Annotated in this window: 8 protein-coding genes; 1 reads left to right on the forward strand and 7 read right to left on the reverse strand. The window is 70.4% G+C overall.

Annotation, left to right across the window (positions count from 1 at the left end; genetic code table 11):
- Positions 1-321: 321 nt before the first annotated feature.
- Positions 322-2,445 (reverse strand): type IIA DNA topoisomerase subunit B, encoded by a 2,124-nt coding sequence (locus KVT44_RS04885; protein WP_054229895.1) that lies wholly within the window; start codon positions 2,443-2,445, stop codon positions 322-324.
- A 440-nt stretch (positions 2,446-2,885) separates the two neighbouring features.
- Between KVT44_RS04885 and KVT44_RS04890 the strand changes: the two genes are divergently transcribed.
- A complete protein-coding gene (locus KVT44_RS04890) occupies positions 2,886-3,116 on the forward strand; it encodes a hypothetical protein (protein ID WP_075030622.1) in 231 nt (76 codons plus the stop codon).
- Between the two features lie 404 nt (positions 3,117-3,520).
- Here KVT44_RS04890 and KVT44_RS04895 read toward each other — a convergent pair whose 3' ends face one another.
- The 6 genes from KVT44_RS04895 to KVT44_RS04920 all read right to left on the reverse strand — a co-directional run bounded on the left by KVT44_RS04895 (position 3,521) and on the right by KVT44_RS04920 (position 12,368).
- Positions 3,521-4,339 carry a serine protease gene (locus tag KVT44_RS04895; RefSeq protein WP_217566212.1) on the reverse strand — a complete coding sequence of 273 codons (819 nt, stop codon included), beginning with the start codon at positions 4,337-4,339 and terminating at the stop codon, positions 3,521-3,523.
- A 133-nt stretch (positions 4,340-4,472) separates the two neighbouring features.
- Positions 4,473-6,008 (reverse strand): RNA polymerase sigma factor, encoded by a 1,536-nt coding sequence (locus KVT44_RS04900; RefSeq protein ID WP_075030696.1) that lies wholly within the window; start codon positions 6,006-6,008, stop codon positions 4,473-4,475.
- A 454-nt stretch (positions 6,009-6,462) separates the two neighbouring features.
- Positions 6,463-7,350 carry a FadR/GntR family transcriptional regulator gene (locus KVT44_RS04905; RefSeq protein ID WP_159064415.1) on the reverse strand — a complete coding sequence of 296 codons (888 nt, stop codon included), beginning with the start codon at positions 7,348-7,350 and terminating at the stop codon, positions 6,463-6,465.
- A gap of 162 nt (positions 7,351-7,512) precedes the next feature.
- Positions 7,513-9,426 (reverse strand): ABC transporter ATP-binding protein, encoded by a 1,914-nt coding sequence (locus tag KVT44_RS04910; protein WP_217566213.1) that lies wholly within the window; start codon positions 9,424-9,426, stop codon positions 7,513-7,515.
- Between the two features lie 111 nt (positions 9,427-9,537).
- Positions 9,538-10,296 carry an NUDIX domain-containing protein gene (locus KVT44_RS04915; protein ID WP_054229890.1) on the reverse strand — a complete coding sequence of 253 codons (759 nt, stop codon included), beginning with the start codon at positions 10,294-10,296 and terminating at the stop codon, positions 9,538-9,540.
- 131 nt (positions 10,297-10,427) lie between these two features.
- Positions 10,428-12,368, reverse strand: a complete 1,941-nt coding sequence (locus tag KVT44_RS04920) for a glycogen debranching N-terminal domain-containing protein (RefSeq protein ID WP_217566268.1) — start codon at positions 12,366-12,368, stop codon at positions 10,428-10,430.
- Positions 12,369-12,915 lie beyond the last annotated feature (547 nt).

Below are 12,915 nucleotides of genomic sequence, written 5' to 3' on the forward strand. Positions count from 1 at the left end.
CCCCTACCCGTCCCGTGCCTGGGGGCTGCGCCCCCAGACCCCCCTGTCGGCCTGAACGGCCTCGTGCTCAAACGCCGGACGGGCTGTAAGACGCGCACCAACGCTTCTCACGGGCGCCGGGAACAACACGCCCAGCCCCACCCACCGGCACCCGGCCCTCACACGGAAGGGGCCGTGGCGGTGCGTCGCAAGCCCGACGCTTACGCCCGGATCGAGCAGCGGCTCCCTTGCCCGGCCCACGTCTGATCCAGCGGCGACGGGCTCGACACACCGCCACGGCCCCGACCCACCACAGGCCACCCGGCGCCGCCAGCGCAGCGCCTACGCGTCGATACGCGACCGATCCAGCGTCGCCGCAGAGCTGGAGATGAACTCCTTACGGGGAGCGACATCGTTCCCCATCAGCAGGTCAAACACCTGCTCGGACGCCTCCAGGTCGGAGATGTTGATCCGCCGCAGCGTCCGGTGACGCGGGTCCATCGTCGTCTCCGCCAGCTGATCGGCGTCCATCTCGCCAAGACCCTTGTAACGCTGGATCGAGTCCTTGTAGCGCACGTTCTTGCGCTGCAGCTCCAGCAGCGTCTCGCGCAGCTCACGGTCCGAGTACGTGTAGACGTACTTGTCCTGGCCCTTCTTGGGCTGGCTCAGCTCGATGCGGTGCAGCGGCGGCACCGCCGCGAACACCCGCCCCGCCTCGACCATCGGCCGCATGTACCGCTGGAACAGCGTCAACAGCAGGATCCGGATGTGCGCACCGTCGACGTCGGCGTCGACGAGCAGGATGATCTTCCCGTACCGCGCCGCGTCGATGTCGAACGTCCGCCCGGACCCGGCCCCTATGACCTGGATGATCGCGCCGCACTCGGCGTTCTTGAGCATGTCCGTGACGGACGCCTTCTGGACGTTGAGGATCTTGCCGCGAATCGGCAGCAGCGCCTGGAACTCGGAGTTCCTGGCCAGCTTGGCGGTGCCGAGCGCGGAGTCTCCCTCGACGATGAACAGCTCGCTGCGCTCGACGTCGTCGCTGCGGCAGTCCGCGAGCTTGGCGGGCAGCGAGGAGGACTCGAGGGCCGTCTTCCGACGCTGCGCGTCCTTGTGCTGGCGGGCCGCGATCCGCGTACGCGCGGCAGCGACGGCCTTCTCCATCACGACCCGGGCCTGCGCGGCCGCGTCCCGCTTCGTGGTGGTCAGGAAGGCCTTGAGTTCGTTGGAGACCACGTTCGTCACGATCCGGCGGGCCGCCGAGGTGCCGAGGACCTCCTTGGTCTGCCCCTCGAACTGCGGCTCCGCGAGGCGCACGGTGACGACGGCGGTCAGGCCCTCCAGTGCGTCGTCCTTGACGATGTCGTCCTCGGCGACCCGCAGCAGCTTCTTGGCCCGCAGCACCTCGTTCATCGTCTTGGCGACGGCCTGCTCGAAGCCGGCGACGTGGGTGCCGCCCTTGGGCGTGGCGATGATGTTCACGAACGACTTGAGGTTCGTGTCGTAGCCGGTGCCCCAGCGCAGCGCCACATCGACGCCGAGCTCACGGGTGACCTCGGTGGGCGTCATCTGCCCGTGGTCGTCAAGGACCGGGACGGTCTCCTTGAAGGTGCCCTGCCCGGAGAAGCGGAGGACGTCGCAGACGGGCTTGTCGGCGGCCAGGTACTCGCAGAACTCGCTGATGCCGCCGTCGAAGCGGAAGGACTCCTCGCCCTTGCTGCCGCCCTCGCCGAGCCCGTACTCGTCACGGACGACGATGGTCAGGCCGGGCACCAGGAACGCGGTCTGGCGGGCGCGCTGGTGCAGGTTCTCCAGGGAGAGCTTGGCGTCCTTGAGGAAGATCTGGCGGTCGGCCCAGTAGCGCACGCGCGTGCCGGTGCGGGTCTTGGGGATCCGCTTCAGCTTGCGCAGCCCGCTGCTCGCGTCGAAGGCGGCCTCGGGACCGTCCGCCTTGAACGCTCCCGGGGTGCCGCGCCGGAAGCTCACCGCATGGGTGTGGCCACTACGGTCCACCTCGACGTCCAGACGGGCGGAGAGTGCGTTCACCACGGAGGCGCCCACGCCGTGCAGACCGCCGGAGGCCGCGTACGAGCCGCCTCCGAACTTGCCGCCCGCGTGCAGCTTGGTCATCACGACCTCGACGCCCGACATGCCGGTCTTGGGCTCCACGTCGACCGGGATGCCGCGGCCGTTGTCCCGCACCTCCACCGAGGCGTCGTCGTGCAGGATCACCTCGATGTGGTCACAGTAGCCCCCGAGGGCCTCGTCCACGGAGTTGTCGATGATCTCCCACAGGCAGTGCATCAGACCGCGGCTGTCGGTCGAGCCGATGTACATGCCGGGGCGCTTGCGTACGGCCTCGAGCCCCTCGAGGACGAGCAGGTGCCGCGCGGTGTAGTTGGAACCGTCCCGGTCTGCTCCGGTCAGCAACGCTGTGGACGGCACGGACGTGTCGGCGGTCACGCGGTTCGCTCCTCGCTGAATTTCAGATGGGACCCTTTTGGGTAAGGGGTCGGCTTCGGTCTCCGCTCAGAGGGTACCGAGGCCTGGTAGAGCCGTTGTAACGCCACCCTCGCATGAACTCAGACTAGTCCAGGCTCGCATGAGTGTTCGATCCCTCGATGGAGTGAAGTACATATCACGTTCCCTTCCAGGCATGAACCATTTAGGCTCCGGGCACGTCCTCATGAACAACCGGCAAGCCAGCCGGGGAGGACTGACCCTGACAGACAGCGCGAACCCGTAAGACACAAAGACACGTAATACGGCTCATTCGCCGCCACCCGGCAGCAGACAGCCGCCCCGGAAGAATTTTTCGAGGAAAAGCCACGAGCGGGAACGTTTTCGGCCTGGTTGGATGTTGACCCTGGTACGACAGCTCGTCGAGCTAGAGAAGAGGCGACGTGACTACTGTTCTGACCCCCGCGAGCCCACTGACGGCCGCTGACCGCTGCGACCGTTGCGGCGCCCAGGCATATCTGCGCGTCGTCCTCCTCAGCGGCGGTGAACTGCTCTTCTGCGCCCACCACGGGCGCAAGTTTGAGCCGGAACTCAAGAAGATCGCCGCTGAGATACAGGACGAGACGGAGCGACTGACGTCGGTCCCGGCAACGTCCAACGACGAAGAGCGCTGACACTTCGCGTCAACGACGACGAGCCAGCTCTGGCAATAGGCCGGTGTACGGGCGGTCACCCCTGCTACTCGGGGTGACCGCCCGTATGCGTACCGCTTCCCGGTCCCGGGCGGTGCAGTGCGCCACCGCCCGGAGCGTCAGGGCCCCGTGCGGGCGTGACGCGCACCGGGCTCACGCACTTCAACGCGTCACCGGTTCACACCCTTGCCGCGCACCTTCACGCGCCACCGGCCCGCTCCGGCGTGCCTTGACGCGCCACCGGCCCATACCGCTCCAGCGCACCTCCTCCACACGCCACCGGCCCGAATCGCTCCCGAGCCCCCTCCACGCGCCACCAGGTTCACTTCCCCCGGCGCCCCGTGATCCGCGACCCGCTGTGGTCCGTACCGTTTCCCCCCACGCCCTCAGCGGCCCGTGCCGAGCGCCTTGACGACGTCCGAGACCCGTGTGTAGACCCCGGGGCTTCCTGCCTGCCCACAGCCGCTGCCCCACGACACAAGGCCGATCAGCCGCCCCTGGGCCACCAGCGGGCCGCCGCTGTCCCCCTGACAGGCATCCCGCCCACCCGCGACCGCCCCGGCGCACACCATGGAAGTGGCTTGATAGGTTCCGTCCTCACTCCCCGGGTACGCCCGCCCGCAGACGGAGTCGGACAGTACGCTCACGCTCGCGGACCGCAGACTGAGCTCGTAGTTGCCTGTGCCTGTCGTATCTCCCCAGCCGTAGACCGCGGCGGCCGTGCCGGGTGTGTACGCGGGATCCCCTGAGGGGGCCATACGGATGACCGAGCTCTGGGGCAGCGGGGAGGCGAGGGTGATCACGGCGAAATCCCCGGCGTTCGTGGCGGCGTCGTACTGCGGATTGACCCAGGTGTCGCGCACCGGGATCTCCTTGCCCTTGCTGGACAGCAGGTCGGTACGGTCCGCGATGATCTTCAAGTCGTGCATCTGCTGCGGTGGTGCCCCCAGCACGAGCGGGCTCAGGCAGTGGGCCGCGGTCAGCACGAGCGACGGGCCGATCACCACGCCGCCGCAGAACTGCCCGGCCCGCGTTCCCCCGAACCGGTCACGGCTGGACAGTGCGACCGTCCACGGACTCTGAGCGATGTCGACCGGATGGCCCCCGATGATGACGTCGTTTGTCGCGGCCGGGGCGGGGGATGCCAGCGGTATGAGGGCTGCGGCGGCCGCAAGGGCCAGTACTGGGGCGAAAGGACGGCGCATGCGCGTTCCTCACTCTGGGATGGTCATGGAAAACCCAGAGTGATCCAGCGGACGGCGGCGCGCACTCCGTGCATGCGCCGAGGGCCCGGCTCCCCATCGGGAGTCGGGCCCTCGGCGACAGTACGGTCGAGACCTAGTCGAGGTAGTCGCGCAGCACCTGCGAACGCGACGGGTGGCGCAGCTTCGACATCGTCTTGGACTCGATCTGACGGATCCGCTCACGCGTGACGCCGTACACCTTGCCGATCTCGTCGAGGGTCTTCGGCTGACCGTCGGTGAGACCGAAACGCATGGAGACGACGCCCGCCTCGCGCTCGGACAGGGTGTCGAGGACGGAGTGCAGCTGCTCCTGGAGGAGCGTGAAGCTGACCGCGTCGGCCGGGACGACGGCCTCGGAGTCCTCGATGAGGTCACCGAACTCGCTGTCGCCGTCCTCGCCCAGCGGGGTGTGCAGCGAGATGGGCTCGCGGCCGTACTTCTGGACCTCGATGACCTTCTCAGGGGTCATGTCGAGTTCCTTCGCCAGCTCCTCCGGGGTGGGCTCGCGGCCCAGGTCCTGGAGCATCTGACGCTGCACGCGCGCGAGCTTGTTGATGACCTCGACCATGTGCACCGGGATACGGATGGTGCGGGCCTGGTCGGCCATGGCGCGGGTGATCGCCTGACGGATCCACCAGGTGGCGTACGTGGAGAACTTGTAGCCCTTGGTGTAGTCGAACTTCTCCACCGCGCGGATCAGACCGAGGTTGCCTTCCTGGATGAGGTCCAGGAAGAGCATGCCGCGGCCGGTGTAGCGCTTGGCCAGGGAGACCACCAGACGGAGGTTGGCCTCCAGGAGGTGGTTCTTGGCCCGACGGCCGTCCTCGGCGATGATCTCCAGCTCGCGCTTGAGCTTGGGGGCGAGCTTGTCTGCGTTGGCCAGCTTGTCCTCGGCGAACAGGCCCGCCTCGATGCGCTTGGCGAGCTCGACCTCCTGCTCGGCGTTGAGCAGGGGGACCTTGCCGATCTGCTTGAGGTAGTCCTTGACCGGGTCGGCGGTGGCGCCGGCCGCGGCGACCTGCTGCGCGGGCGCGTCGTCCTCGTCCTCGTCGGACAGGACGAAGCCCTGGGCGCCGTCCTCGGCGGGCTCCTCGGCACCGGGCTTGCCCGGGGTCTCCTCGACCGCCTCGTCGTCGATCAGCTCGACGTCGTCCTTCTTGGCGGTGGTCTTCTTCGCGACGGCCTTCTTGGCGACCGTCTTCTTCGCGACGGTCTTCTTGGCGACCGTCTTCTTGGCGGCGACCTTCTTGGCGGACGCGTCCTCAGCCGGATCGTCGGCCATGGGCACCGCCGGGGCGGTGGTGGCGGTGGCCTTCTTGGTGGTCACCGTCTTCGCCGCGACCGTCTTGGTGGCGGTGCGCTTGGCCGGACTCTTCGCTGCGACGCTCTTTCGGGTGCGCTTGGGCTCCGCGGCACTGACCATCAGCGTCACACCCTCTTCCTCGAGGATCTGGTTGAGGCTGCGCAGTACGTTCTTCCACTGAGTGGCCGGAATCTGGTCAGCTTCGAAGGCCCGACGCACGTCATCGCCGGCGATCTGCCCCTCAGCCTTTCCCCGCTCAATGAGCGCCATGACAGAGACGGACTCGGCGATCTCCGGCGGGAGCGTACGGGATGTGCTGGCCGACACGAACAACCTCTCGGAACGTTGGAAAACGGCTTCCGGCCCCGTCCACTGCGGACAGGAGCCGACGACCGCCGACTTGGGGATGGGTCGACGGCGCGGGCGGGAGCCGGGAAGATGCACAGCGCCGTAAACGGCGGTCCGTATTCCCTCCTCGGCTGTCACCTCTTAGGTCATCGCGCAGTTCCGAAGAGCGTTACGCCCAATCTGCGTGGCCCGAGTCACACCCCGTAAGTGCCCAAAAGCGGCCAGATGCGGTCAGAGGAGGTCAGCCGATGGACTCATCACCTCAAACCGATGGGTTCATCACCTCAACCGATGGCTTGATCACCTTCATCACATCGCCGGATCCCGCCGGATCCCGGAAGGATCCGACGGGGTCCGGCGGGGGATGCTCCGCCGACCAAGCGATGCCACGAGAGGGCACACGCCCCCCGACCGCGCCGCCCTCGGGGCGCGATCAGTGCTCGCGCGGCGCGGGCACCACGCGCTCCACCTCGGGGTGAACGGCGAGCAACTGCCGCATGGCCGCCTCGGCCGCCGCGCCGTCGGCCTCGGCCAAGGCGTCGACGATCCGGCCGTGGTGCGTCAAGGAGGTCTCGTTCGGTCGGTCGCAGCCGGTGACGGGGCCCCCGGAGACCTGGAGCGCGGCCGAGACGATCCCGGAAAGGTGCTCCAGCATGCGATTGCCCGACACCTGGATGAGCAGCGAATGGAACTCCGCGTCGGCCCGCGAGAAGGTGAGCGAGTCACCCTGCGCCATGGCGTGGCCCATGATCTCGACCATGTCTCCGAGACGCTGCTGGACCTCCTCGCGCCCGTGCCCGGCGGCCAGACGCGCGGCGAGCGGCTCGATCGTCCAGCGCAGCTCGCTCAGCTCGCGCCGCTGGTCGTCGCGCTGCGGCCCGAAGGCCCGCCATTCGATGATGTCCGGGTCGAGAAGATTCCAGTCACTGACGGGACGCACGCGCGTGCCGACGTTGGGGCGGGCGCTGACCAGTCCCTTCGCCTCCAGGACGCGGAGCGACTCACGGACGACGGTACGGGAGACCTCGAACCGTTGTCCGATCTCCTCGGGGACGAGTGGACGGTCCGCGCCCAGGTCGCCGGAGACGATCATCTGACCCAGCTGCTGAACGAGTTGGCCGTGCAGTCCGCGTCCGCGGCTGCCCGCGGCGCGCCGGCCGACGCGGCCCAGTTCCGGGTCCGCGCCCTCCCACGCGGAGGCGCCGACGCGTTCGGCACCAGGGCCCTCGGCGTAGGGGTAGCGGTCGAGTCCGCCCGGGCCGGCCAGGCCGGAGTCTGAGGAGCGGGCGGCGGTCATCATGGTGTGCGCAAGGGTACTCACGGATCATTTGTCGGCGCTGTCTCCAACTCCCTTGAGGTCTTTGGTGAAAAGCACACGAAAGGGTGATCGCTCACCGCGTCGCAATTGACGCCTTATCGGAAAGAAATGGGCGTTCTCCGGGGAGTTGTGCGCACGGCGGGAACGGAAGGGTAAGGACGGTCGTCATCGCACCCTGCTTCGCAGGGTCGTGAGCAGATACGCGCAGAGCAGAGCGGTCAGCGACAACATCAGGGCACCACCCACGGGTTGGGCGACAAGGCGCGCCCCGGCCGCGATATAGCGCGCTCCCCCGAATGGCCATTGCATCAGCAGGAGCTCACGCAGTCGCTCGGAAAACCCGGCCGCCTTCCGTACGGACGGTCCCGCCAAGGTCTTTTGTACGAGTGGTACGACCACGACCGGGACGGCGAGCACCGCCGCGAGCCCAGCGGTGGTGGACCGGAAGATGCCCGCCGCCAGCACTCCCGCCCAGGCGCAGCCCACCGTGAGGCCGATCCAACTCGCACTCAGCGAAAGCCAGTCCGCGGGAACTCCGACGAGCTCTCGTCCGTAGACGAGATAGAGCACTTCGAGGTCGCAGCCCACCGTGAGGACGGCCAGCGCCAGCGCGGTGGCCGAGGCGACGAGGAGTTTGGCGGCGAGCAGTCCCAGCCGGCGGGGGACGGTGCCGCGGTCCGCGGCCAGGGCGGGGTGGCGGAACTCCTCGCCGAAGGCGAGCGCCCCGAGCAGTCCCGCCCCGAGCGCCGCGGGCGGCAGGGGACATTCCCGCGGCCAGGCGGCCAGGAGCCGCGGCTGGGGTGTGTGACCGATTCTGGCCAGGAGTACGGACAGCAGGGCGGAGGTGATCAGCACGGTGATCGCGGTGAGGTAGCCGGTGCCCACTCCGGTGGCGCGCCGCAGTTCGTAGCGCAGCGGACGCAGTGGGCTCGGTGCCTGGCGTACGGCGATGGGGGGCGGGAGCTGGGGCAGGTCCCGCGCGCCCGGCGAAGCGGCCGGACGGGTCCGCGACTCGGTCGTCGGCCCCGGCTCGTCGGGCGTGTGCACCCCGGTCGCGGCTACGGCGGTGGCGGGTTCGACGGTCGCGGGGGCGTCGTCCGTGGGGGCATCGTCCGTGGGGATGGAGGCCGCGGAGGCAGAGGTCAGGAGGGCAGAGGTGACTACGGTCGCGGAGGCGAGGCCCTCGGCAGGGAGCGCTGCATGTGGCCCCATGTCGCCTGTCTCGTCCGCGAGTTGGTGTACGAGGATGCCGTGCCGGAAGGCGGTCTCGCCGATGTCGGCGCAGGTGCTGCCGTACACCGAGAGCCGGTTGCCGTCCTCGCGCACGACCTCGACGGAACGCTGCGCGGCGCGGGCCTCCTTGGCGAGCAGGGCTCCGAGGCGGGCGGCGTGCGGACTGCGGACGGCGACCCGGGGGCGGAGCCGGGTGCGGGCGAAGTCCGCGGCCTCCTGGTCGGCGACGAGCCGGCCTCCCTCCAGCGTGATGACCCGGTCGGCCGTCCGAGCGGCCTCCTTGGGGTCGTCCGTGCTGAACAGAACGGTGCCTCCGTGGGCCGCGTGCGCCCGCAGAATCCCGTGCAGCCACCGACCTTCGGCGACGGAGAGCCCGCCGGCGGGATCGTCGAGGACGAGGGTGTGCGGATCGGGCAGCAGCGCACAGGCCAGGCCCAGACGGCGATCCATACCGCGCGACAGGGTGCCCAGCCGTTCCTCGCACAGGCTCACGAGCCCGACGACTTCGATCACTTCGTCGACGCGCCGAATCGGGACACCGACGGCCGCGCACACCAGGCCGAGCTGTCCGCGGATCGTACGCGCGGGATGGCCCGGCACCTCGCTCAGGAGCACACCGACTTCACGCGAGGGATGGGCGATCTCGTGCAGTGGACGGCCTCTGAAGTAGGTGATTCCACGGCCCCGCTGGAGTTCGAGCATGAGCCTCAGCGTCGTCGTCTTGCCCGCGCCCGGGGCTCCGAGGAGCGCTGTGACACGACCCGGGCGCGCCTCGAAGGACACGTCGTCGACGGCGGGGGGAAGCTCCTTGCGGGGGTTGCTGGTCAATCCGATGGCCTGGATCACTCACAGCAAGATAGCGTGACATTTACCGTTTTTCGGGCACCTTGCGGTTCATCCGAGGCAGCTCTCTCCACTCTTTCGGCGCGACGCGCCCCGTGAGCCGATCCGCCCTCGTCAGACCTCGGGGCGCAACATCGGCGGATTGAGCAACGTGGCGCCGCCGGCGCGGAACAGCTGCGCGGGTCGGCCGCCCTGGCGCGTGGTCGTGCCGCCCGTGGGCACGAGGAACCCCGGAGTGCCCGTCACCTTGCGGTGGAAGTTGCGCGGGTCGAGTGCCACCCCCCACACAGCCTCGTACACGCGGCGCAGCTCTCCGACGGTGAACTCGGACGGGCAGAAGGCGGTGGCCAGCGACGAGTACTCGATTTTGGACCGGGCGCGTTCCACCCCGTCCGAGAGGATCTGGGCGTGGTCGAAGGCGAGGGGTGCCGCCTGCTCTCCGTCGCGGCCGTAACCGCCCTGTTGCAGCAACTCCTCCACGGGCGCCCAGCGCGCGCTGTTGGCGTCGCCTCCGGCCCTGGGCGCGGGCAGATCGGGGGCCAGCGCGAGATGGGCGACGCTGACCACCCTCATTCGCGGGTCGCGCTTGGGGTCGCCGTAGGTCGCCAGCTGTTCCAGGTGCGCGCCGTTGTCCTGTGCCGGGGCCGACGGGTCATGGGCGCGCAGCCCGGTCTCCTCGACCAGCTCGCGCGCGGCCGCCTGTGCCAGGTCCTCGTCGGGCCGTACGAAGCCGCCCGGGAGCGCCCATCGTCCCTGGAAAGGCTGTTCCCCCCTCCGTACCGCCAGCGCACACAGGGCATGGCGACGCACGGTCAGCACGACCAGGTCCACGGTCACGGCGAAGGGCGGAAAGGCCGACGGGTCGTAGGGCATGCCGCGATCATAGTCGTCTGCCTGACGATAAACACGCCCTTCGTCAGTCGCTTCCACTGATGATCCACTTCCGTCCTGTACGGGTCCCACCGGCCGCTGCCGGTCGCCGTCCGAGGACGCGTCGCGCGAGGTCACACACCCAACTGCAGTCCGTCGGCCGCCTCCTCCACCATCGCGAGACCGAGTCTGCTGACGCGCACGGAGAACGCGGCGCCCGCGATCCGCAGTCCCGTCAGTCCGATCTCGCCCAGCGGCGCGCTACCGACCGGGCGCAGTGTCACCGTCCGGGCCGGGGCGTCGGGGCGGATGCCCGCGAGGGAGGTGAGGAGCAGCACCCCGGCGGCCGCCGCCGTGGCCGCAGGCCGACAGGCAGCGGGGTGCGGGAGCGGGGCGCCGCCTTCCGTGCGCTGCTCTCCCGCGTACATCTCGGGCAGCCTGTTTCCGAAGGTCTCGGCGGCCGCCAGCAGCCCCCGGAGCAGAGCGCTCGCCTCCTTCTCGTAGCCGGCGGTGACCAGGCCGGTTACGGCGGTCGCGGTCTCCTGGACGCGCACGGCGCCGCCGCGGTGTCCGAAGGGGTTGTACGCCGCCTCCCTGGCACCCAGGCTGCGCAGACCCCAGCCGGAGTCCATGGCCGGGCCGCCGAGCAGCCGTGCGAGCTGCTCGGTCTGCACCTTGTCGAGGAGGCCGGGGGCGAACACGCCGGAGCCGAGCAGCCCCGTGTCGAGGAGGTGGGCGGTGCTCGCGCCGAGGTGGGGTACGAGGCGCCCGTCCGGGGCCCGGGCGGCCGCTGGTCTGCCGCCTCCCCGGTCCTCGGCCCAGAAGTCCCCGCGGAACGCGGTCCGCAGTTCCTGGGCCCACTGCACCAGTCCCTCGCCACCCGGTCGGCCGTACGTGTCGAGCAGATCGGCGCCCAGCAGTGCCGCTCGGTGGGCGTGCGCCTGCGTCTCGCAGCGGAACGGACCGCCGGGGTGCGGGTCGGGCAGATAGATGCCGTCACCGACGGTGGTCCGCAGCCATGCGAGGCACCGCTCGGCCGCGGGCAGCAGTTCCTCGGTCTCCTGCTCCGGAAGTCCCCAGCGCCTGGCCTCCGCGAGCAGTACGGGGAACAGCAGGGTCGCCTCGGTGGCCGTGCAGCCCGGAGGCAGGTGCGGGCCGGCGTCCCGGCGCGGGCCGGGGATCAGGCCGGACTGCGCTCCGGGGCCCCCGATTTGGGTGCGGGCGAGGGTCCGCAGCGTGCCCGCGGCGAGCCGGGTGCCGAGTGGCAGTGTCATCCGGGCCGCGACCAGTGCCTCGGCCGGCGCCAGGCCGCATCGCCACGGCGCCCCCGCCGCGAGGTGCGTGTCCGACGGGTGGGCGGCATCGCGCAGCAGTAGCGCCTGGAGGTCCTCGACGCAGGTGTCCATGAGCGCCTGGACCCTGGGGTCGTCGCCGGTGGCCCGGGCGGCGGAGAGCAGGCTCGTGGCGCCGCGGCCGACGGCTCTGGCCGGCCCCGCACCGCCCGGTCGCACCCTCAACTCCACGCTCCGGGTGCCACCGGGTGGCAGTTCGAGCTCCCAGCGGAGCAGTCCCGCGGAGGCCAGGGCGTCGGCGGGCGGTGGGTCGGCGGTGACGATCGAGCTGCCGGTGGCACAGGACCATCGCAGGCCCGAGTCGTGGACGCTGGCGGGCAGTTCGGGCCCGGCTCGGCCCGAGGCTACGGAGCCGAGCTCCGCGAGATCCGTAGCGAGGGCGACCTCGACGGGCACGCGCAGGGCGCGGGGGGAGGCGCTGCGCAGCGTGATCCGTTCCGTGCCGTCCGCGTCGCGCGTCCGCTCCACGACCACGTCGGGATCCGGGCCGCCGTCGGCGGAGGCGCGCACCGTCCCGACGAAGCGGGCTCGGTCGGCGGCGACCATCCGGGCCTGTACGGCGAGCGGTTCGCGCCCCGCCACTCGCACCTGGCAGCGGGACAGCGTCCGGCGGCCGGCGCGGTAGAACCCCTCCAGCCCGCGGCCGGTCAACTGCCCCTGGTCCGTGGAGATCGCCAGTCCCGGCAGGGCGACGCAGATCAGGGCGTTGTGCACGGGTGGCAGGTCCGTGGTCCGGCGCGGCCCGGAAAGCGGGGTGTGACGAACCGCCGGACCGCCCGGGCCCGCGAAGGGGCTCAAAGTGCTCTCGACTCCTGCGAACGGGGCCTGTGAACCGGCGCGACGAGGGAAGGGCTGAGCGGGCCTGCGCACCGGCGGGAGGGCGCCGTCGGGACCGGAGGGTGGAATGGGCAGGGGCATGTGGCTTCCTCGGTCAGTGCGCCTGGGGCGCGCTCGGCGCCGGGTTGGGGGCTCCGGAGGGGCGAGGGCGTTCGGCGGCGCGGCCCGGCCACGGGTACCACCACACAGGTGAACGGAACGGCCCCGTCCGGGGTCACGCCCTGGGCCGGGCAAGCAGACCGGATGGCGGTGGGATGGTCGGTGGGGCATACCGCGGACGGCTGGTACGGGTGCGGTGGGGGCCAAGGATTCGGGCTTGGAGATCGCGGGCGCGCGCCGCCCGCCCGTGCCGCGCGGGCCGGGGCGTGCCGCCGCGTCGAGTGGAGTGACATCCGGTGCCCGGGGCACCTCATGTGTCACCCGACCCGATAAT

Source organism: Streptomyces sp. GbtcB7 (assembly GCF_019091445.1).
GTDB lineage: Bacteria > Actinomycetota > Actinomycetes > Streptomycetales > Streptomycetaceae > Streptomyces > Streptomyces mirabilis.